This window comes from Kitasatospora sp. NPDC022856, assembly GCF_055561235.1.
Genome location: NZ_JBVHHE010000009.1, coordinates 1 through 20,931, shown reverse-complemented (window position 1 = coordinate 20,931; position 20,931 = coordinate 1). Strand labels below are relative to the sequence as shown.

Sequence of the window (20,931 nt, the reverse complement as noted above, 5' to 3'; positions counted from 1 at the left end):
GCCCGGCCGGTCGGAGCCCGGCGCGACGCGCTGGAGCGGCTCAGCCGCCGCGCCGGGCAGCAGGAGGGGTTCGGGACGGCGGGCGGTCACAGCAGGAACCCCGTCCCCAGCGTGTCGTCCGGGTCGAGCAGGAAGGTGTGCTCGCCGGTGCGGTGGGCGGTGCCGGTGACCTCGGTGACCACACCGGCGCCGAGCGGGTCGCCGCCGGGCAGCACCCGGCCGGTGAACACCGTCCCGATCAGCGACTCGTGGCGCAGTTCCCCGCCCGGGGCCAGCCGCCCCTCGGCGGCGAGCACGGCGAGGCGCGCCGACGTCCCGGAGCCGCACGGCGAGCGGTCGATCTGGCCGTCCGCGAAGACGGTGACGTTGCGCTGGACGGGCCCGGCCGGGCCCTCGGGCAGCTCGTCGTGGAGGATCACCCCGTAGACCCCCGAGAGCCGCGGGTCGGTCGGGTGCCGGACGGCCGGCGAGTCCGCCAGGGCGGCCCGGATCTCCCGCCCGACGGCGGTGAGTTCGGGCAGCAGCCCGGGCTCGACGGCGAGCCCCAGCGCGGCCGCCGGCACGCTGGCGTAGCAGGCGCCCGCGTGCGCGACGGCCACCTCCACGGTGCCGCGCGAGGTCCGCACCGCCAGCTTCGGCGCGCTGACGACGGCCGGTACGTTGCGGAAGGTCACCCCGGTGGTCCGCCCGCCGGCGCGGTGCACGGCGGCGGTGACCCGCCCGGACGGCACGTCGATCCGCACCCGGGCCACCCCGTCGTCCGGGGCCCGGACCAGCCCCGAGTCCACCGCCCAGGCGCCGAGCGCGATGGTGCCGTGGCCGCAGGCGGTGGAGTAGCCGTCCTTGTGCCAGAAGAGCACGCCGAGGTGCGCCTCGTCGTCGTCCGGCGGCACCAGGAAGCCGCCGTACATCCCGGCGTGCCCGCGCGGCTCCCGGACGAGCAGTCGCCGCACCTCGTCGAGCGGGCCCGGCCGGGGCGCGGTGGCCGTGCCGCCCGCGCCGATCGCGACGGCCCGCCGCTCGGCGACGCTGTCCCCGGGCACGCCGGGGGCGCCGCCGACGACGATCCGGAACGGCTCGCCGGCGCAGTGGTAGTCCACGGCGCTGACCCGCATCACGCGCCACCGGCCGGGAGGACGCTGACGGTACGGCTCGCGGTGTAGAAGTCGAGCGCGGCCGCGCCCTGTTCGCGCTCCCCGTGGCTCGCGCCCTTGGCGCCGCCGAACGGCAGGTGGAAGTCGACGCCGCTGGAGGGTGCGTTGATCCGGATCATGCCCGCGTCCAGCCGGTCCGCGGCGGCCAGCGCCACGTCCAGGCTGCGGCTGTGCACCGAGGTGGCCAGCGAGTGCGGGGTGTCGTTGGCGAGCGCGATCGCCTCGTCCAGGTCCGCGGCCGCCAGCAGGACGGCCACCGGTCCGAAGAACTCCTCGCGCCGCAGCGGGTGTTCGGCCGGTACGTCGGCGAGCAGGGTCGGCTCGACGTACCAGCCGGGCCGCTCCGGGACGCCCCCGCCGGTGAGCACGGTGGCCCCGGCGGCGCGGGCGGACTCGACGGCGCCGGTGAGCCGGTCCCGGGCGGCGGCCGAGATGACCGGCCCGCAGGCCGCGTCGTCGACCAGGCCGAGCGCCTTCACCAGGGCGGCGCGCAGCGGCTCGTGGGCCGCGCCGACGGCGATCACCCGGCTGGTGGCGGTGCACTTCTGCCCGGCGTACCCGGCGATGGCGGCCGCCAGATGGGCGGCGGCCTGCTCGGGGTCGGCGTCCGGCAGCACCAGGGCCGCGTTGAGGCCGCCCAGCTCGGCCTGGACCGGGACGCCGCGCTCGGTGGCGGCCCGCACCACGGCCCGCCCGACGCCCGTCGAGCCGGTGAACGACACCACGTCCGCCGTGTCGACCAGCGCCGCGCCCTCCTCCGCCCCGCCCGGCAGCACGGTGAACACGCCCTCGGGCAGACCCGCCGCCGAGGCGAGCTCCGCCAGCCGCAGCGCGCAGGCGATGGCCTCCGGCGCGGGCTTGAGCGCCACGGTGTTGCCGACCGCCAGCGCCGGCGCGGCCTTCCAGGCCGGGATCGCCAGCGGGAAGTTCCACGGCGTGATCAGCCCGGCCACCCCGTAGGGGCGGCGGCGGGTGAGCAGCAGGCCCTCGCCGGCGGCGGTCTCGTGGACGGCGCCGGCGGGCGCGTACGGCGCCTGCGCGTAGTAGCGCAGGATCGCCGCGGTGCGGCCGACCTCGCCGCGCGCCTCGGCCACCGGCTTGCCGACCTCGCGGACGATCAGCGCCGTCAGCTCCTCGGCGTGCTCCTCGACCGCCCCGGCGAACCGGGTGAGCGCGGCCGAGCGCGCGGCGGCCCCGGCGGCGAGCCAGCCGGGCTGTGCGGCCCGGGCCCGCCCGACGGCGGCCCGGACGGCCTCGGCACCGGGCGCGTCGACCTCGGCCACGAGGTCCTCGGGATCGGCGGGGTTGTACGAAAGGATCGTCACAGCAGGCAGCCCTTCGGGGTGTTCAGGCGGTTCAGAGCAGGAACCCGGCCGGGAACGGGTCGCTCGGGTCGAGGAAGTACTGGGCGGTGCCGGTGATCCAGGCCCGGCCGGTGACGGTCGGCACCACGGCGGGCCGTCCGGCCACCTCGGTCTCCTCGACCAGGCGGCCGGTGAAGGTCGTCCCGATGAAGGAGTCGTTGCGGAAGTCCCGCCCGAGCGGGAGTTCGCCCCGGGCGTGCAGCTGGGCCATCCGCGCGGAGGTGCCGGTGCCGCACGGCGAGCGGTCGAACCAGCCGGGGTGGATGGCCATCGCGTGCCGGGAGTGCTCGGCGGTGGAGCCGGGCGCGAGCAGTTGGACGTGGTGGCAGCTGTGGATCGACGGGTCCTCGGGGTGCACCGGCCGGTCCGGGCCGCCGTTGACGGCCTCCATCAGGGCGAGTCCGGCGTCCAGGATGTCCTGCTTGCGCTCGCGCTCGAACGGCAGCCCGAACTCGGCGAGCGGCAGGATCGCGTAGAAGTTGCCGCCGTACGCGAGGTCGTAGCCGACCGTGCCGTACCCGGGCACCTCGATCTTGCGGTCCAGGGCGACCGCGTACGAGGGCACGTTGCGGATGGTCACCGCGGTGGCGGCGCCGTCCTCGACCCGCACGTCGGCGGTCACCAGCCCGGCCGGGGTGTCCAGCCGCACGGTGGTGACCGGCTCGACCACCGGCACCATGCCAGTCTCGACCAGGACGGTGGCCACGCCGATGGTGCCGTGGCCGCACATCGGCAGCAGGCCGGAGACCTCGATGTAGAGCACCCCGAAGTCGGCGTCCGGGCGGGTCGGCGGCTGGAGGACGGCGCCGCTCATCGCGGCGTGGCCGCGCGGCTCGTACATCAGCAGCGTCCGGAAGTGGTCGAGGTGCTGCTGGAAGTGCACCCGGCGCTCGGCCATGGTGGCACCGGGGATGACACCGAAGCCGCCGGTGACGACCCGGGTCGGCATGCCCTCGGTGTGCGAGTCGACGGCGTGGAACACGTGGCGGCTGCGCATCTGGTGGCGACTCCCGTCGGGGGTGGGTGGGGTGGTGGGCCGGGCCGGCTGCCCCAGCAGCCGGCCGCACCCGGTGGCAGCGGGGTCGGTTACCCGAGCCCCTCGGCCAGCGCCTTCTCGGTGGCCGCGCGGACGGCCGCCTCGATCTCCGGGCCGAGCGGCAGCCGCGGCTCGCGGGTGGGACCGCCGGGGCGGCCGACGATGTCCATCGAGAGCTTGATCGCCTGGACGAACTCGGTCTTGGAGTCCCAGCGCAGCAGCGGGTGCAGGGCCTTGTAGAGCGGCAGTGCGACGTCCAGGTCGTGGGCGACGGCGGCCTGGTACAGGGCGACGCTCGCGGCCGGCAGGGCGTTCGGGTACCCGGCGATCCAGCCGACCGCGCCGGCCACGGCCAGCTCCAGCAGCACGTCGTCGGCGCCGATCAGCAGGTCGAGCCCCGGGGCCAGCTCGGCGATCTCGTACGCCCGGCGGACGTCGCCGCTGAACTCCTTGACGGCGACGATCGAGCCCTCGCCGTGCAGCCGCGCCAGCAGCGCGGGGACGAGGTCGACCTTGGTGTCGTACGGGTTGTTGTAGGCGACGACCGGCAGGCCGGCCTTGGCCACCTCGGCGTAGTGGGCCCGGACGGCGTCGTGGTCGGCGCGGTAGGCGTTCGGCGGCAGCAGCAGGACGGAGCCGGCGCCCGCCTCGGCGGCCTGCTCGGTCCAGCGGCGGGACTCGGCACTGCCGTACGCGGCCACCCCGGGCATCACCCGGGAGCCGTCGCCGGCCGCCTCGACGGCGACCTCGACGACCTTGGCCCGCTCCTCGGCGGTGAGCGTCTGGTACTCCCCCAGGGAGCCGTTGGGGACGACGCCGTCGCAGCCCGAGTCGATCAGCCAGCGGACGTGCTCGGCGTAGGCGTCGTAGTCGACGGAGTGGTCCGGGCGCAGCGGGATCGTGGTGGCGACCATGATGCCGCGCCAGGGACGGGTGGTGTCGTGCGGGGTGTGGGACACAGCTGACTCCTTGGTGAGGTGTGACATTTTATTAGACGTCGCAGGCGGAGACAAGAGCCCCGCGCCACGTGTTCAGGAGGCCGGCGGACCGGCCGCGAGCTGCGAGAGCGGGACGGGGCAGGACAGCGGGCGGCTGTCCGCCCGCGACTCGCCGGCGCCGGAGAGGCAGGCCACCGCCGGACCGCACATCCGGCCCTGGCACCAGCCCATCCCGGCCCGGGTGAGCAGCTTGACGGTCCGCACGTCGCCCGCGCCGAGCTCCTCCACCGCCGCGGTGATCCGGGCCACCGGCACCTCCTCGCAGCGGCAGACGTCGGTGTCCGGGCGCAGCCACCCCGTCCAGCCGGGGCCGGGCCGGTGCGCCGCCGCCATCAGCTCGGCGAAGGCGCGCAGCCGGGCACGGCGGCGCAGCAGCGCCGTCGGGGCCGGGGCCCCGGCTACCGCGTGGGCCGCCAGCTCCCCCTCGGCGATCGCCAGGTCGGCGCCGCCGACCCCGCAGGTCTCGCCGGCCGCCCAGAGGCCGGGAAGGGTGGTCCGCAGCCGGGCGTCCACCGCGAGGGCGACGGCCCCGTCGGGTGTCGTCCTGGTCGCGGCGCCCAGCTCGGTGGCCAGCTCGATCTGCGGCAGCAGCCCGTGGCCGACGGCGAGCGCGTCGCAGGCGATCCGGCGCTCGGTGCCGGGCACCGGCCGCCAGTCGGCGTCCAGCCGGGCGACGGTGACGGCCGTGACCCGGTCGGTGCCGTGCGCCTCGACGACGGCGCTGCGCCGGCGCAGCCGGACGCCGTGGCGCAGCAGCGCGGCGCCGTGGCCGGCGCCCTCGACGAGCTTGGCCGGGACGGCGGCCAGCACGTCGGGGCGGCGCGCGTAACCGAGGTAGCCGGTGGCCTCGACCACCTCGGGCACCTCGGCCCCGGCGGTGACCAGCGAGGACGCCGCCGCGAGCAGCAGCGGCCCGCTGCCGGCCACCACGATCCTCCGGCCCGGCAGCACCAGGCCCGCCTTGAGCATGGCCTGTGCCCCACCGGCGGTGACCACCCCGGGCAGCGTCCAGCCGGGGAACGGCAGCTGCCGCTCATACGCGCCGGTGGCCAGCAGGACGGCGGCGGCCCGGACGTTGGCCCGCTCGTCTGCGGCCGGCCCGAGGGTGGCGTGCACCGCCCAGCCGGTGTCGGCCGGGCGCTCCAGGGCCCAGACCTGGTGACCGCCCAGGAGGTCCACCCGGCCGGTGCGGCGGTGCGCCGCGAGCCGGTCGGCCAGCCCGCGGTAGACGGACCAGTCGTGGTGCAGCCGGTCGGGCCGGGTGGCGCCCAGCCCGGGCGCGGGGTGGCGGTAGTACTGGCCGCCGGTGCGCGGGCCGGCGTCGAGCAGGGCGCAGCGCAGGCCGAGGTCGGCGGCGGCCACGGCCGCGGCGAGGCCCGCCGGGCCCGCACCGATCACGGCGAGGTCGTAACCGCCCCGCTCGGCGGGCCCGGACGCCGCGGACAGCCCGGACGGCTCGGACGGTTCAGACGGCGAGGTCGGCACGGCCGTTGCCCTCCTGGGTGGTGACGACGGTACCGGGCTCGGCCGGCACCAGACAGGTGCGCTGGTTGGGGCGGCCGTCCACGACGGCCAGGCAGTCGAAGCAGGCGCCGATCCCGCAGAACGCCCCGCGCGGCCTGCCGCCGACCCGGGTGGTGCGCCAGGCCAGCACGCCGTCCGCCCAGAGCGCGGCGGCGATCGACTGGCCGGGCAGGGCCGGCACCGGCCGGCCGTCGAAGTCGATGGTGTGGGCGGGCCCCGGCTCCGCCCCGACCAGCGCGGCCGGGGTCCGGCGTCGCATCGGCGGGTTCATCCGCGCGTTCTCCATTCCGAAGTTCCTCTGATCCGCCCGCGCGGTCCTGCGCCGCGCGGCCGCCCCACCCGGCCCGTCCGCCCCTGAGCCCGTCCGTCCGCGGACGGGCTCACACCCCGACCGGGAAGCGGTCCGCCCGGAACGGCGCGAGGTCCAGCTCCGGCCGCTTGCCGGTGAGCTGCTCGCTGATCAGCAGCCCGGTCGCCGGGGCGAGCCCGATGCCCGCCCCTTCGTGGCCGCAGGCGTGATGGAGCCCCGGCACCCTCGGGTCGGCGCCGATCGCGGGCAGGTGGTCCGGCAGGTACGGGCGGAACCCCCGGTAGGCGCGGACCACGCTGACGTCGGCGAGCACCGGGAAGAGCGCGGCGGCCTGCGCGGCGAGCCGGTGCAGCACCTCCACCGAGAGGGTCCGGTCGAAGCCGACCCGCTCCCGGCTGGCACCGATCAGCACCGGACCGCCGGGGGTGCCCTCGACCACCGCCGAGGTCTGCAATGCGGCCGAACCGCTGGCCACGTCCGCAACGTAGTCGGCCGCGTAGACCTTGCGCCGGACGATCCGCGGCAGCGGCTCGGTCACCAGGACGAAGCCCCGGCGGGGCAGCACCGGCAGGTGCACGCCGGCCAGCGCGGCCAGCTCGCCGCCCCAGGTGCCGGCGGCGTTGATCACGGCCGGCGCCGCCAGCCGGCGCCGGTCGGTGACGACGCCGCGTACGGCGCCGTCCGGCCCGATGGTCACCGCCCGGACGGTCTCGCCGGTGTGCAGGACCGCGCCCGCGCGGCGGGCGGCGCGCAGCAGGTGCGCGGCGGCCAGGGCGGGCTGGACCTGGGCGTCCTGGGGGTAGAGGAACCCGCCGGCCAGCCCGGGGGCGAGGTGCGGTTCGAGTTCGCGCAGCCGCTCGCCGGGGATCTCCTCGGCGGTGACGCCGACCGTCCCCTGCTCGGTGGCGAAGGCGCGCAGGGCGTCCTGGCGGGCCGGGGTGTCGGCGACCACCAAGCCGCCCTTGGGCTCGTACTCGACGGCGGCGCCGAGCTCCTCGGCGAGCTCGCGCCAGAGCCGGGTGGACAGCAGCGCGAGGTCGAGTTCCGGCCCGGGCTCCTTGTCGGAGACCAGCAGATTGCCCTCACCGGCGCCGGTGGTGCCACCGGCGACCGGGCCCCGGTCGATGACGGCGACGGCGAGCCCGGCGCGGGCGGCGTAGTAGGCGCAGGCGGCACCGACCACGCCGGCGCCGACCACGACGACATCCAGGGGAGGTCTCTGAGGCGTGGACACCGCAGTAATATGTCACATGCCATCGTGCCTGCCAAGAGCGCCCCGCCGACCGGTCAGCTCCGGGCCGAGAGGCCGACCCCGGAACCCCCGTGCACGGCGCCCCACCGGCGGCTTCCCCGACGACGGGGTCATGCGAAAGACCCCGGCCCCACCGGGAAACGGCGGAGCCGGGGTCATTCGAGGCGGGTCACCCCATCACGTGATGTCGTCCATCTGCTCGTGCCGGGCGGCCGGCACCGGCGCCGGGATCACCGGCGCGCGGGAGGCCTCGACGGCCTCCGTGCCCTCCACCGGCTGCACCGAGAGGTCCAGGTGCGAGGCCTCCTCGTCGTCCAGCCCGAGGTCCGGGTTGCGACGGGCCTTGCGCCGGTCGTTCACGATGGCGATCCCGACCGCGACGAAGTACAGCGCCCAGATCGGCGCGGCCAGCACCAGCATGCTGACGGGCTCGGCGCTCGGCGTCGCGAAGGCGGCGAAGACGGTGATCGCCAGCACCATGCCGCGCCACCAGCCGAGCAGCCGCTTGCCGGTGACCATGCCGACCATGTTCAGCATCACCAGCAGCAGCGGGAACTCGAAGGCGAGGCCGAAGACCAGCACCATCCGGGTCGCGATGTCGAGGTAGTCCTCGGGCGGCAGGATCGGCGTGGTGTTGTTCGGGGTGAACGAGATCAGTACGTCGACCGTGGTCGGCAGCACCAGGATGGCGCAGGTCACGCCGGCCAGGAACAGCGGCGCCCCGCAGGCCATGAAGATGATCGTGTACTTCTTCTCGTGCCGGTGCAGACCCGGCGCGACGAAGGCCCAGACCTGGTAGAGCCAGACCGGCACGGCCGCGACCACACCGGCCGTCAGCGACACCTTGAGCATCCAGGTGAAACCGGCGGTCAGACCGATGTTGGAGACCTGGGCGCACTTGCCGTGGTACTGGTCGGCGGTCTCCACGGTGCAGTGCGGCAGCGGCTTCAGAAGGAAGTCTTCGAGCTGCTTGTGGTAGATCGCAGCGACGATCGTGATGACCACGATCGCCAGGACCGACTTGACCACCCGGTTCCGCAGTTCCCGCAGGTGGTCGGCGAGGGCCATCCGCCCTTCAGGATCCTTGGACGTCTTCGACGCCTTCGAGAGCTTGCTCAACCCCGGTCCTCAACTCGTGCGTCGAGCCCCGCCGGTCGACGGGCCTCACTAGTCGCTTGCGTCACGTGCACCACGTGCGCCGCGGACCGCTCAACGCGGGCCGCCACCGTCCGTTCCCGTCCCGGTGGGCTGCTCGGCCACCGGCCGGGCCGTCCCGGACGCCCCCGGCGCGGCCTGGATCGTCTTCGCGGGGTCGGCCGCGACGGCGGGCGCCGGCTGGGCCGGCGCGCTCTCGTCCGCCGCACCGTCCGAACGCATCGCCTTGGTCTCGCTCTTCAGGATCCGCATGGACTGGCCGAGCGAGCGCGCCAGGTCGGGCAGCCGCTTGGCGCCGAAGAGCAGAATGGCAAGAACCACGATCACGAGGATCGCGGTCGGCGAGATCCGCATGTTCGACCACCTTCAGTCATGGCGGCACACCGGCGGGCCACCGCTGCGGGGATGGTAACCGCTGCGAGTGACGCCCTGACGACGGCCGCCCGAACAGGACAGCGGCCCCCGTCGCACTTCAGGAGCCTGCTGAGAGCGTAACCCGCCCGAACCTCCGGGCAGCAGCCCCCGTACCCCCGAAGTCCTCGCGACGGTCAACCGTTACCGGCCGCCCGCCCGGGCCGGCCGGCCGCTCAGCGGCCCGGAACCGCCGCGGCGAGGTCGCCGGCCGCCTCGGCCAGCGCCCGGGAGGCGGTGTCCACTCCCTTGGCCAGCGTCCGCACGTCCAGCCAGAGCCGGATCGCGAGGACACCGAGGACCAGCAGACCGGCGGTGGCGAGCAGGACGGCGGCGACGAGCATCCAGGACATGGCCCCCACCCTATCCGCCGGCTTCGGCCCGACCCGTCCCGCCCGACGGCAGGACGGCCCCCGCCGCACCCGGCCCCCCGGCCGGGACGAGACGCATCGTCCGCACCCCGGCGCCGGTCAGCGCCGACACGATCTTCTCCCCCGCCTGCTTGCGGACCGAGGCGCCGCAGAGCGGGCAGCCGAAGCTGTAGTGCGCCTGGGCCGGCGTCCGGCCCAGCGTGAGGCGGAACTCCTCGGCGGGCAGCTCCACCTTCTCCCGGCACTCCGAGCAGTAGACCTTGAATCTGGTACCCGGCTCCACGGCTCAGACCTGCCCCTCCCCGTAGCCGGCCAGCGCCTCCAGCGCCGCCGACCGCGCCTGCTCGGCGAGCGCCGGCGGCGAGACGATCCGCCCGTCCCGGCCGAGCCGCAGCGCCAGCGGGCGCAGCTGGGACGGGTCGGCGCTGCGCAGGGTGATCCGCAGCCCGCCGTCGGGCAGTTCCTCGGCCCGGTCGTGGGTGTAGTACTCGGCCACCCAGCGCCCGCCGGAGGACACCTCGACCACCACCTCGGGGTCGGTCGCGGACGGGTTGACCAGCCCGCCCGAGAGGTCGCGCGGCTCCCGCTTGGGCGGGTCGGAGGGGATGTCCAGCACCTTGATCTCGGCGACCCGGTCGAGCCGGAACATCCGGTGGTCCTCGGAGGTCCGGCACCAGGCCTCCAGGTAGGTGTGGCCCTCGGTGAGCAGCCGGATCGGGTCGACCTCGCGCTCGGTCATGCCGCCGCGCCCGTGCGAGTAGTACCGCAGCCAGAGCCGCCGGCCCTCGCTCAGCGCACGGTCGATGTCCGCGAAGACGTGGCTCTCCGCCTCGAAGGTGACACCGACCCGGGCACTGCCCTCGGCGCTGTCGCCGGCGGCGTTCTCGATCTTGGCGACGGCCCGGGTGAGCGCCTCCCGGTCACCGGCCCGCAGACCGGGCAGGCCCGCCACCGCGCGGGCGGCGACCAGCAGCGCGGTCGCCTCGTCCGCGGCCAGCCGCAGCGGCTGGGCGACGTCGTCGACGTTGTGCCACCAGATCCGCTCGCCGTCGGTGTCGATGTCGAGCAGGTCACCGCCGCGGAAGCTGGTGCCGCACATCGGCAGCACGTTGAGGTCGCCGATCAGCTCGCGCTCGGTGATCCCGAAGGCCCGGGCCACCTCGGCGACCTCGGCGCCGGGCCGCTCGCGCAGGTAGGTGACCAGCGAGAGCATCCGCCGGGTCTGGTCGATCGCGTTGCTCATGCCCGCACTCCTTCAGCACTCTCCACCGCGGCGCCCTCGGCGCCGCCCGCCCCGGCCACCGCGCGCAGCCGCTCGATCACGTCGGCGCGCAGTTCCTCGGGGCCGATCACCAGCACGTCCGGCCCGAATTCGGCGAGGTCGGCGCCGAGCCCGTTGCCGTACGGGATCTCCAGCTCGTCCCAGCCCTCGTCGGCCGCGGACTGCGGCCGGGTGCTCAGCGCCTTGGTGCGCAGCGGGAAGCCGGCACCGCGGCGGACCCTGACGACCGCCGTCGCGGTGGCGCCCTCACCGGCGAACTTGGCGACCGTGGCGCGGACGTCGACGTGCTCCGGGACGGTGCCGAGGAACGCCCCGGAGCGGGTTCGGACCTTGCCGGTGATCCGGCTGAGCCGGAAGACCCGGGCGTCGGAGCGGTCGCGGTCCCAGCCCGCCAGGTACCAGTGGCCGCGCCAGCACTCCAGCGCCCAGGGCTCCACGGTGCGCTGCTCGGCGGCGGCGGCGCCGGCCTTGCGGTACTCGAAGGTGACCGGGCGGCGGTCGCGGGCGGCGGTGAGCAGCGGTTCGAACGCGGCCTCCCGGGCGGGGATGCGCGGTTCGAGGGCGCTGCGGCTCTCGGTCTCGGTGAACGGGACCCCGGCGGCGCGCAGCTTCTGCAGGGCGCCGCTGGCCGCGCCGGACATCTTGGCCTGCTGCCAGACCCGGGCGGCGAGGGTGAGCGCGGCGGCCTCCTCGGCGTCGAGGGCGATCTCCGGCAGCCGGTTGCGGTCGGCGCGGGCGAGGTAGCCGAGCTCGCCGTCCAGGGCGTTCTCGTCGACGTCGATGACCAGACCGAGTTCGCGCAGGTCGTCCTTGTCCCGCTCGAACATCCGGTTGAAGGCGTCCTCGCTGCTGTTCTGCCAGGCCTCGCGGTACGCCTCGATGGATTCCCGCAGCTCCTTCTTGGAGAGCGGACGTCTGGTGTTCATCAGGCACAGGGCGAGATTCATCAGCCGCTCTGCCTTGGCGATCGCCATCGCTGACCCTTCCGGTGTGCCGCGCCGCGCGCGGGGTGCGCCCGCCGGGCAGTGGTCGACCCGGCGGGACCGACCGTACCGGTAGCGGTACGCACTGCAAAAGCCGAGTCCGCGAACGCGCGAGGGCCGCACCCCCGGGGTGGGGGTGCGGCCCTCGGTCACGACCGGCTCAGACGCCCAGCAGGTCGACGACGAAGATCAGGGTCGAGCCCGCCGGGATGAGCGGGGACGGCGACTGGTTGCCGTACGCCAGGTGCGCCGGGATGACCAGCTCGCGGCGGCCGCCGACCTTCATGCCGACGACGCCCTGGTCCCAGCCCTTGATGACGCGGCCGGCGCCGAGCGGGAACTTGAAGCTGCTGCCGCGGTTCCAGCTGGCGTCGAACTCCTCACCGGACTCGAACGTGACACCGACGTAGTGCACCTCGACGACCTGGCCCGGCTTGGCCTCCTCGCCGGTGCCGACCTCGATGTCGCGGATCTGCAGCTCGGTGGGCGCGTCGCCGCCCGGGAAGTCGATCTCCGGCTTCGTCTTGTTGCTCACATCTGCCTCTTCTCGCGGTTGGTTCGGTTCATGACCAGGCGGCGGGCACCCGTACCCGGTCCGTTACCCGGACCACGGTACGGGCGCCCGCCGCCCGTGCGGGCTCGGCCACGCGGCCGGTCCCGAAGGTCACACACCCACCATTGTCACCCGAAAGTGGATCAGCCCTGACCCGCATCGAGAATGTCGACGACGAACACCAGGGTGGAGTTGGCCGGGATGTCGCCCTGCGCCTGGTCCTTGTAACCCAGCGAGGCGGGGATGACCAGCTCGACGCGGCTGCCCACGGTCTGGCCCTCCAGACCCTGGTCCCAGCCCGCGATGACCTGGCCGCCACCGACCGGGAACGAGAACGCCTGGCCCTTGCTCAGCGAGGAGTCGAAGACCTTGCCGTCCTTGAACAGCGCGCCGGTGTACTGGACGACGACCTTCTCGCCCTTCTCCACCTTCGGGCCGGTGCCCTTGATCAGGACGTGCGACTTCAGCTCGGTCGGGTCGGCGGCGCCGGGGACCGGGGTGATGTCGGCCGGCTTCTTGCCGTTGTCCTTCACCTGCGGGAAGTCCGCGGGCGGCGGGGTCACGGTGCCGCTGAGCACCGCGTCGGGCGCGTTGCTGTTGCGGATGTCGATGACGAAGACCAGGTTGTCCTTGGCCCCGATCGACATGTTCGGGTTGCCCTGCGCGCCGAACGCGGCGGCCGGCGGGGCCACCACGAGCACCCGGCTGCCGGCCTTCTTGCCGACCACGGCCTGGTCGAGCGCCGGGATCAGCGCGTCGGTGCCGGCCTGGAAGATCTGCGGCTTGCCCGCGTCGTCGTACGAGCTCGGGATGTCCTTGCCCGTCGTCCAGTCCTTGGCGGTGTAGTCGACCGAGGTCCAGGAGTTCTTCTCGACCTTGGGGCCGGTGCCCTCGGAGAGGACCTTGACCACGAAGCTGCCGTCGGCCTGGTCGCCGGGCACCTCGATGCCGGCCTTCTTGCCGAACTCGCCGGTGATGGTCGGCAGCACCTTGGCGGTGTCCTTGATCGGCGGCACCGGCTCGGCGGACGGCGTCGGCGGCGCGGACTTGGCCGCGTCGGCCTGCGTGGTGGTGTCCGACTTGGACCCGCCGTCGCGGTTCACCACGTACAGCGTGATGCCGCTGCCGACCAGCAGCAGGGCCAGCACGGTGCCGAGCACCACGCCCAGCCTGCCGACCCCGGGCGGGTTCTCGTCGTACCCGGCCTCCGAGGTGTCCTGGCGGCGCACGTTCGAGGCGAAGATCTGCGGGGCCTCGTCGGTCTTCGTCCCGCTCGCGGCCCGCTTCGCCTGGGCCTCGTCCGGCCGCACCCAGCCGGGCGAGTGCTTCAGGATCGACGGCGGGACGACGATCGACTCACCGTCGCCGGGCAACGGGCCACCGGGCCGCGAGTCGGCCGGGTCACCGGCGGAGTTTCCGTTCGCGGTGCCGGCCCCGCCCGGGCTCGACGCTTTCTCAGACATGACTCCCCATCCATCTCGCCACGAGGTCTTCGAGGTCTTCGGCCGGCGTGGTGAGCGCCGGAGTGCTGTCGCACTGCCGCCCGGAACCCGGACGCCGACGGCGCCTACCACAGTGCGAGGGCAGTATGACAGGTCAGGATGAGGGCGGACGCTTCCGTGTGCGAGCGCCCGCCCAAGCGTACGGACCCCACCCGTCACTTCCTAGGGTCTGCCGGCACCCAGCGCCGGCCGGGGCGCCCGGTCAGACCGCCTCAAGGATGTCGATCACGAAGACCAGCGTCGAGTTCGGCGGGACGGAGCCCTGCGCCTGGTCCTTGTACCCGAGGGCCGGCGGCACCACCAGCTCCACCCGGCTGCCGACGGTCTGGCCGACCAGCCCCTTGTCCCAGCCCTCGATCACGCTGCCGGTGCCGATCTGCAGCGCCTGCGCGCCGCCGTGGCTCCAGGACGAGTCGAACTGCTGGCCGTTGCTCCAGAGCACCCCGGTGTACTGCACGACCAGGGTCTGGCCGGACTTCACCGGCTTGCCCTCGCCCTTGATCAGCACGGCCTGCTGGAGGTCGGTGGGCGCGGCCTGGCCGGGCGGGATGGTGATCGTCACAGCGGCCTTGCCGTTGTCCTTCACCTGCGGGAGGTTCGCCGGCGGCTGGGTCATCGTGCCGGAGAGTGTGGAGTCCTGCGGCAGGCTCTCCATGATGTCCAGTACGAACACCACGGTGTCGCCCGGCGCCACCCCGAGCTGGTTGTTGCCCTGGGTGCCGAACGCCGCGGCCGGCGGGGCCACCACCAGCAGCCGGCTGCCGACCTTCTTGCCGATCACGCTCTGGTCGAAGGCGGGCACCAACTGCCCGCTGCCCGCCTGGTACAGCTGCGGCTTGCCGCCCTCGTCGTAGGAGCTGGGCAGGTCCTTGCCCGTCGTCCAGTCCTTCGCCGAGTAGTTCACCGTCACCCAGTCGCCCTTGTTGACCGTGGAGCGGTCGCCCTCACTGACGGTGTTCACCACGAACTGACCGCTCGGCGCGCCGTCCGGGATGGTGATGGTGGCCTTGCTCCCGAACCCGCCGCCCGACAGGGTCGGCATCGGCGAGGCCTCGTTCACCGGCGCGGGCACCGTGGGGGCCGCGCTGGACGCCGTGGGCGTCGCCGGGCTGGTCGCCTTGGTGGAGCTGCTGCAGGCGACCGCCAACAGCAGGGGCAGGGTGAGAAGCAAACCGGCGGTGCGGCGCACGGCGTTCCTAACTGTCGGTCAAAGTCGGTTCTCCGGACTCGACGGACAGCGTATTCCCCGACGTCGTCCGGCCCCGGTAGACACCACCGGGGCCGGACACCGCAAAGATCACATCGGGACGGGCCCTCACATGCCCGCGATCAGCTTCTCCACTCGCTCGTCCACCGAACGGAACGGGTCCTTGCAGAGCACCGTCCGCTGGGCCTGGTCGTTCAGCTTCAGGTGCACCCAGTCGACCGTGAAGTCCCGGCGCTGCTCCTGCGCCCGGCGGATGAAGTCGCCGCGCAGCCGGGCCCGGGTGGTCTGCGGCGGCACGGACTTGGCCTCGAAGGTCTTGAGGTCGGTGGTCATCCGCTTCGCCTGGCCCTTGCCCTGGAGCAGGTAGAACAGGCCGCGCCGGCGGTGGATGTCGTGGTACGCGAGGTCGATCTGGGCCACCCGCGGGTTGGACATGCTCATCTGGTGCTTCTCGCGGTAGCGCTCGATGAGCTTGTACTTCATGATCCAGTCGATCTCGGTGGCCACCCCGTCCAGCCGGTCGGTGCGGATCGCCTCCAGGGTGCGGCCCCAGAGGTCCAGCACCAGGGCGATGGTGCCGGTGTTGATGCCCTTGCGGTCGGCGAACTCCAGCGCCTTGCTGTAGTACTCCTCCTGGATGTCCAGCGCGCTGGCCTCCCGGCCGTTGGCGAGCCGGACCTGGTGGGTGCCGGTGAGGTCGTGGCTGACCTCGCGGATCGCCCGGATCGGGTTCTCCAGGGTGAGGTCGCGCATCACCACGCCGGCTTCGATCAGCCGGAGCACCAGGTCGGTGGCGCCGACCTTGAGCAGCGTGGTGGTCTCGGACATGTTGGAGTCGCCGACGATGACGTGCAGCCGGCGGTAGCGCTCGGCGTCGGCGTGCGGCTCGTCGCGGGTGTTGATGATCGGGCGGGAGCGGGTGGTCGCGGAGCTGACGCCCTCCCAGATGTGCTCGGCCCGCTGGCTGACGCAGAACACCGCGCCGCGCGGGGTCTGCAGCACCTTGCCGGCGCCGCAGATCAGCTGGCGGGTCACCAGGAACGGGATCAGTACGTCGGCCAGCCGGGAGAACTCGCCGTGCCGGGCCACCAGGTAGTTCTCGTGGCAGCCGTAGGAGTTCCCGGCCGAGTCGGTGTTGTTCTTGAACAGGTAGACGTCCCCCGCGATGCCCTCCTCGTGCAGCCGCCGCTCGGCGTCCACCAGCAGCCCTTCGAGGATGCGCTCGCCCGCCTTGTCGTGCGTCACCAGCTCGACGACGTCGTCGCACTCGGGAGTGGCGTACTCGGGGTGGGAGCCCACGTCGAGGTAGAGGCGGGCGCCGTTGCGCAGGAACACGTTGCTGCTGCGGCCCCAGGAGACAACGCGGCGGAAGAGGTAGCGCGCCACCTCGTCCGGTGACAGCCGTCGCTGACCCCGGAACGTGCAGGTGACGCCGTACTCGTTCTCCAGCCCGAAAATTCGACGGTCCATGGCACCTTCTCTCGAAGGAATCACCGGTCTCGGCCGGTGCGCGGATCGGGATCCTGAACTCTGCGGCACCGGGCCGCAGCTGGCCTTGTAGGCCGATCCCCTGCTTCGGCAACGGGCAGGGCTCGTCCGGGGGCGCCGGCCGTCAGGTCGGCGTGGAGCCCCACGGTCTCGACCGCTGGGGAGGAGTCACGAGGCGTCCGTTCTCTGCGTGGGCCACCGGAGGGGGCCCGTACGGCGGCGGGCGACGGCCGCCGTACGGGACTCCTCCGCACTGCTAGTCGGACTGGTCCGGCACGTCCGACACGTCCGACACGTCCGACACGTCCGACACGTCCGACCGGTCGGCCGGCGGCTTGGCCGCCGGCTTCTCGTCCTCGTCCGCCTCGGCGGACTCGTCGCCGTCGAGCAGCCGGGCGAGCTGGCCGCCCAGGATGCGCTTGAACTTGCGCTGCTGGAAGCGCTGGCGGTCCAGGACCGCCACCTCCAGCTGCTCGGGGGTCATGGTCCGCGGGGAGCCGCCGTTGGGGTCCCGGGCGAGCGAGTCCACCGCGACCTTGATCGCGTCGGTCAGGGACAGCCCGCTGCGGTGCCGCTGGCCCAGGTAGTTGCCGATCGAGTCGGCGTTGCCGCCGACCACCACGTAGTTCTTCTCGTCGACGACCGAGCCGTCCGGGGTGAGCCGGTAGATCTGGTCCTCGTCCGGGGTGCGGCCGACCTCGGCCACGATCAGCTCGACCTCGTACGGCTTCTCGCCGACCGAGGAGAAGATGGTGCCGAGCGTCTGGGCGTAGACGTTGGCCAGGCCCCGGGCGGTGACGTCGGCCCGGTCGTAGGAGTAGCCCCGCAGGTCGGCGTAGCGGACGCCGCCGATCCGCAGGTTCTCGAACTCGTTGTAGCGGCCGACCGCCGCGAAGGCGATCTTGTCGTAGATCTCGGAGACCTTGTGGAGCGCCCGCGAGGTGTTCTCCGCGACGAAGACGATGCCGTCGGCGTAGGTGAGCACGACCACGCTGCGACCGCGCGCGATGCCCTTGCGGGCGTACTCCGCGCGGTCCGCCATGGCCTGCTGGGGCGAGACGTAGAACGGTGTCGACACCGGCGGTCGTCCCTTCCTTGGTAGGTGTGGCTAGAGCAGCGGGGCCTGCGGGCCGTTGGGGCGGATGAGGCGCTCGTCGGTGATCGAGACGGCGATCGCGGAGACCTCGGCCTCGGTGAGCCGGCGGAAGCCGTCCTCGGTGATCAGCGAGACGATCGGGAAGATCTTCCGGGCGAGGTCCGGACCGCCGGTGGCGGAGTCGTCGTCGGCCGCGTCGTAGAGCGCCTGGACGACCAGGGTGGCGGCCTGCTCGGCGGTCAGGTCCGCGCGGTAGAGCTTCTTCATCGAGCCGCGGGCGAACACCGAGCCGGAGCCGGTGGCGGCGAACCCGCGCTCCTCGGAGCGGCCGCCGGTGACGTCGTAGGTGAAGATCCGGCCGCGACCGAGGTCGAGGTCGTAACCGGCGAAGAGCGGGACGACCGCGAGGCCCTGCATCGCCATGCCGAGGTTGCCCCGGATCATGGTGGTGAGGCGGTTGGCCTTGCCCTCCAGCGAGAGCACGGTGCCCTCGATCTTCTCGTAGTGCTCCAGCTCCAGCTGGAACAGCCGGACCATCTCGACGGCGAGGCCGGCGGTGCCGGCGATGCCCACCGCGCTGTACTCGTCGGCCGGGAAGACCTTCTCGATGTCACGCTGGGCGATCACGTTGCCCATGGTCGCCCGGCGGTCACCGGCGATGACCACACCGCCGTCGAACACCGCCGCGACGATCGTCGTCCCGTGCGGGGCCTCGACGACCGCTCCCATGGGCAGCTCGCGGCGCCCGGGGATCAGCTCCGGCTGGTGGTCGGCCAGGAAGTCGAGGAACGACGAGGACCCCGGGGTCAGGAAGGCAGCCGGTAGACGCCCGGTGCCACGAGTGTTGGCTTCCACACGATTCCTTCCAGGTAGCTTGAAGCGCACGCTGCCCGCACCCTACCCGCCGACGATCACCGTCCATGCGTGGTGGGCCGGACCGGGGCGGACGGGCGGCCGTTGCCGCCCGTCCGCCCTCGGCGGTCGCGACCGTGAATTCCCTGAATGCCCGAACGGGGCTACTCGCCGCCCTTTTGCACGAATTGGCGTACAAAATCCTCGGCATTCGACTCGAGGACCTCGTCGATTTCGTCGAGAACCGCGTCGACGTCGTCGCCGAGCTTTTCCTGGCGCTCCTTGAGGTCGTCGGAATTCTGCGCTTCCGCGGCCTGCTCCTCGACCTCCTCGGAGGAGCGGTTCGCCCGCTGCTGGCCGCCGTCGGTGTCCTTGCTCGCCATTTCCCTCACCCCGCTCGATCTGTCTGGCACGGTTTGGTCGCTGCTTGCTGCACCGACCCTATACACAGGGCGCGGCTACCGCTTCCGGTTCGCCGTGGCGCTTCCTGTCCAACACCCGCTGTCACCCCGGATGATTCCCATTCGGCGGACGTTCACCCGTGGTGATCGAAAAGTTACCCGCCGGCCAGCACCCGGAGCAGGTCCTCGGCCGTGCGGCAGCGGTCCAGCAGCTCCTTGACGTGGTTGCGGGTGCCGCGCAGCGGCTCCAGCGTCGGGACCCGCTGGAGCGAGTCGCGGCCGGGCAGGTCGAAGATCACCGAGTCCCACGAGGCGGCTGCCACGTGGTCCGCGTACTGCTCCAGACAGCGCCCGCGGAAATAGGCCCTGGTGTCCTCCGGAGGCTTGGAGACGGCCCGCTCGACCTCCTCGTCGGTCAGCAGCCGCTCGAACCGCCCACGGGCCACCAGACGGTTGTACAGGCCCTTCTCGGGCCGTACGTCGCTGTACTGCAGGTCGACCAGGTGCAGCCGGGAGTTGTCCCACTCCAGCGCGTCGCGGCTGCGGTAGCCCTCCAGGATCTCCCGCTTGGCGATCCAGTCCAGCTGCCGGGAGAGCGACATCGGATCGCGCTCCAGCCGCCCCAGCACGTCCTCCCAGCGCGCCAGGACGTCCACCGTCTGCTCGTCGGCGTCGGTGCCGAAGCGGTCCTCGACGTACTTGCGGGCCAGCTCGAAGTACTCCAGCTGGAGCTGGACGGCGGTGAGCCGGCGCCCGTTGCGCAGCGTGATGAGGTGCTTCAGCGACGGGTCGTGGGAGATCCGGTGCAGGGTGCGCACCGGCTGGTCGACGGCGAGGTCGGCGGCGATGAAGGAGTCCTCGATCATCGCCAGCACCAGGGAGGTGGTTCCGAGCTTGAGGTAGGTGGAGATCTCGGAGAGGTTGGCGTCCCCGATGATCACGTGCAGCCGGCGGTACTTCTCGGCGTCGGCGTGCGGTTCGTCGCGGGTGTTGATGATCGGCCGCTTGAGCGTCGTCTCCAGGCCGACCTCGACCTCGAAGTAGTCGGCGCGCTGGCTGATCTGGAAGCCGTTCGCCGAGCCGTCCTGGCCGATGCCGACGCGGCCGGCGCCGGTGACCACCTGGCGGGAGACGAAGAACGGGGTGAGGTGGCGGACGATGTCGGCGAACGGCGTCGCCCGCTTCATCAGGTAGTTCTCGTGGGTGCCGTAGGAGGCGCCCTTGTTGTCGGTGTTGTTCTTGTACAGGTGGATCGTCTGCCCGTTGGGCAGTTCCAGGGCGCGCTGGGCGGCGGCCGCCATGACCCGCTCGCCGGCCTTGTCCCAGAGCACGGCGTCGCGCGGGTTGGTCACCTCGGGCGAGCTGTACTCGGGGTGCGCGTGGTCCACGTAGAACCGCGCGCCGTTGGTGAGGATGATGTTCGCGAGGCCGATGTCCTCGTCGGTCAGCTGGCTGGCGTCCGCCACGTCGCGCGCGAGGTCGAAGCCCCGGGCGTCGCGCAGCGGATTCTCCTCCTCGAAGTCCCAACGGGCCCGCCGTGCCCGGTGCATCGCCGCCGCGTACGCGTTGACGATCTGGGACGAGGTGAGCATGGCGTTGGCGTTGGGGTGCCCGGGTACGGAGATCCCGTACTCGGTCTCGATGCCCATCACGCGCCGTACGGTCATGCGGCCCTCCTTGCCCGGTGTACCGCCCCCCACGGGCGGAACACGCTGACGTACCGCTGAACAACACCGACGCGGGCCGTGTGCCCGCGAACGGTGGGTCGAGCCTAGAACGCGGCACCGACAGGCGGGCCCCGAGACGCGCCGTCCGGCTGCGGGGCCGCGAGGCGCCACAGCCGGACGGGGTGCGTGCTGGTCCGGGGTCCGCTGCCGGCGGCCCGGAGTGGTGCGGTTACAGGTACTGCCCGGTGTTGGCGACGGTGTCGATGGAGCGGCCGGACTCGGCGCCCTGCTTGCCGGTGACGAGCGTGCGGATGAAGACGATCCG

Annotated in this window: 21 protein-coding genes; all 21 read right to left on the bottom strand. The window is 73.2% G+C overall.

Annotation, left to right across the window (positions count from 1 at the left end):
• Positions 1–86: 86 nt before the first annotated feature.
• The 21 genes from ACZ34W_RS13095 to dop all read right to left on the bottom strand — a co-directional run bounded on the left by ACZ34W_RS13095 (position 87) and on the right by dop (position 20,606).
• Positions 87–1,115 (bottom strand): proline racemase family protein, encoded by a 1,029-nt coding sequence (locus tag ACZ34W_RS13095; protein ID WP_396489531.1) that lies wholly within the window; start codon positions 1,113–1,115, stop codon positions 87–89.
• Positions 1,115–2,488 carry an aldehyde dehydrogenase family protein gene (locus ACZ34W_RS13090; RefSeq protein ID WP_465603924.1) on the bottom strand — a complete coding sequence of 458 codons (1,374 nt, stop codon included), beginning with the start codon at positions 2,486–2,488 and terminating at the stop codon, positions 1,115–1,117. Before ACZ34W_RS13090 ends, ACZ34W_RS13095 begins: the two co-directional genes overlap by 1 nt.
• Before the next feature lie 22 nt (positions 2,489–2,510).
• On the bottom strand, positions 2,511–3,515 hold the full coding sequence (locus tag ACZ34W_RS13085; protein WP_329486915.1) for a proline racemase family protein: 1,005 nt from the start codon (positions 3,513–3,515) through the stop codon (positions 2,511–2,513).
• An 89-nt stretch (positions 3,516–3,604) separates the two neighbouring features.
• Positions 3,605–4,468, bottom strand: coding sequence for a dihydrodipicolinate synthase family protein (locus ACZ34W_RS13080; protein ID WP_465603922.1), 864 nt, complete (start codon positions 4,466–4,468; stop codon positions 3,605–3,607).
• A 117-nt stretch (positions 4,469–4,585) separates the two neighbouring features.
• On the bottom strand, positions 4,586–6,037 hold the full coding sequence (locus tag ACZ34W_RS13075; protein WP_465603665.1) for an FAD/NAD(P)-dependent oxidoreductase: 1,452 nt from the start codon (positions 6,035–6,037) through the stop codon (positions 4,586–4,588).
• Complete coding sequence (locus tag ACZ34W_RS13070) at positions 6,018–6,362, bottom strand: (2Fe-2S)-binding protein (RefSeq protein ID WP_329486918.1); 345 nt, start codon at positions 6,360–6,362, stop codon at positions 6,018–6,020. Before ACZ34W_RS13070 ends, ACZ34W_RS13075 begins: the two co-directional genes overlap by 20 nt.
• A 94-nt stretch (positions 6,363–6,456) precedes the next feature.
• Entirely contained in the window at positions 6,457–7,620 is a 1,164-nt protein-coding gene (locus tag ACZ34W_RS13065) for an NAD(P)/FAD-dependent oxidoreductase (RefSeq protein ID WP_465603663.1), read from the bottom strand.
• A gap of 195 nt (positions 7,621–7,815) precedes the next feature.
• Complete coding sequence (gene tatC, locus ACZ34W_RS13060; protein WP_329486920.1) at positions 7,816–8,757, bottom strand: twin-arginine translocase subunit TatC; 942 nt, start codon at positions 8,755–8,757, stop codon at positions 7,816–7,818.
• A 90-nt stretch (positions 8,758–8,847) separates the two neighbouring features.
• Complete coding sequence (gene tatA, locus ACZ34W_RS13055; RefSeq protein ID WP_329486921.1) at positions 8,848–9,147, bottom strand: Sec-independent protein translocase subunit TatA; 300 nt, start codon at positions 9,145–9,147, stop codon at positions 8,848–8,850.
• A 233-nt stretch (positions 9,148–9,380) separates the two neighbouring features.
• The gene (locus ACZ34W_RS13050) at positions 9,381–9,557 is read right to left on the bottom strand and encodes a hypothetical protein (protein WP_329486922.1); all 177 of its coding nucleotides are present in this window, start codon (positions 9,555–9,557) and stop codon (positions 9,381–9,383) included.
• Positions 9,558–9,567: 10 nt separating this feature from the next.
• Entirely contained in the window at positions 9,568–9,858 is a 291-nt protein-coding gene (locus tag ACZ34W_RS13045; protein WP_329486923.1) for a hypothetical protein, read from the bottom strand.
• 3 nt (positions 9,859–9,861) lie between these two features.
• Positions 9,862–10,818: a helix-turn-helix transcriptional regulator gene (locus ACZ34W_RS13040; protein ID WP_329486924.1), complete on the bottom strand. Its 957-nt coding sequence runs from the start codon at positions 10,816–10,818 to the stop codon at positions 9,862–9,864.
• Complete coding sequence (locus ACZ34W_RS13035; RefSeq protein WP_329486925.1) at positions 10,815–11,831, bottom strand: helix-turn-helix transcriptional regulator; 1,017 nt, start codon at positions 11,829–11,831, stop codon at positions 10,815–10,817. Before ACZ34W_RS13035 ends, ACZ34W_RS13040 begins: the two co-directional genes overlap by 4 nt.
• Positions 11,832–12,000: 169 nt before the next feature.
• Positions 12,001–12,375, bottom strand: coding sequence for an FKBP-type peptidyl-prolyl cis-trans isomerase (locus ACZ34W_RS13030; RefSeq protein ID WP_329486926.1), 375 nt, complete (start codon positions 12,373–12,375; stop codon positions 12,001–12,003).
• A 161-nt stretch (positions 12,376–12,536) separates the two neighbouring features.
• The gene (locus tag ACZ34W_RS13025) at positions 12,537–13,856 is read right to left on the bottom strand and encodes an FKBP-type peptidyl-prolyl cis-trans isomerase (protein WP_465603658.1); all 1,320 of its coding nucleotides are present in this window, start codon (positions 13,854–13,856) and stop codon (positions 12,537–12,539) included.
• Between the two features lie 241 nt (positions 13,857–14,097).
• Complete coding sequence (locus ACZ34W_RS13020) at positions 14,098–15,084, bottom strand: FKBP-type peptidyl-prolyl cis-trans isomerase (protein WP_329486928.1); 987 nt, start codon at positions 15,082–15,084, stop codon at positions 14,098–14,100.
• A gap of 126 nt (positions 15,085–15,210) precedes the next feature.
• The gene (gene pafA / locus ACZ34W_RS13015) at positions 15,211–16,572 is read right to left on the bottom strand and encodes a Pup--protein ligase (protein WP_329486929.1); all 1,362 of its coding nucleotides are present in this window, start codon (positions 16,570–16,572) and stop codon (positions 15,211–15,213) included.
• A gap of 274 nt (positions 16,573–16,846) precedes the next feature.
• Entirely contained in the window at positions 16,847–17,668 is an 822-nt protein-coding gene (gene prcA, locus ACZ34W_RS13010) for a proteasome subunit alpha (RefSeq protein ID WP_465603655.1), read from the bottom strand.
• A gap of 30 nt (positions 17,669–17,698) precedes the next feature.
• Positions 17,699–18,541 carry a proteasome subunit beta gene (prcB, locus tag ACZ34W_RS13005; protein WP_329486931.1) on the bottom strand — a complete coding sequence of 281 codons (843 nt, stop codon included), beginning with the start codon at positions 18,539–18,541 and terminating at the stop codon, positions 17,699–17,701.
• A gap of 161 nt (positions 18,542–18,702) precedes the next feature.
• Positions 18,703–18,921: a ubiquitin-like protein Pup gene (locus tag ACZ34W_RS13000; RefSeq protein ID WP_329486932.1), complete on the bottom strand. Its 219-nt coding sequence runs from the start codon at positions 18,919–18,921 to the stop codon at positions 18,703–18,705.
• A 173-nt stretch (positions 18,922–19,094) separates the two neighbouring features.
• Positions 19,095–20,606, bottom strand: coding sequence for a depupylase/deamidase Dop (gene dop, locus ACZ34W_RS12995; protein ID WP_359807198.1), 1,512 nt, complete (start codon positions 20,604–20,606; stop codon positions 19,095–19,097).
• Positions 20,607–20,931: the final 325 nt, after the last annotated feature.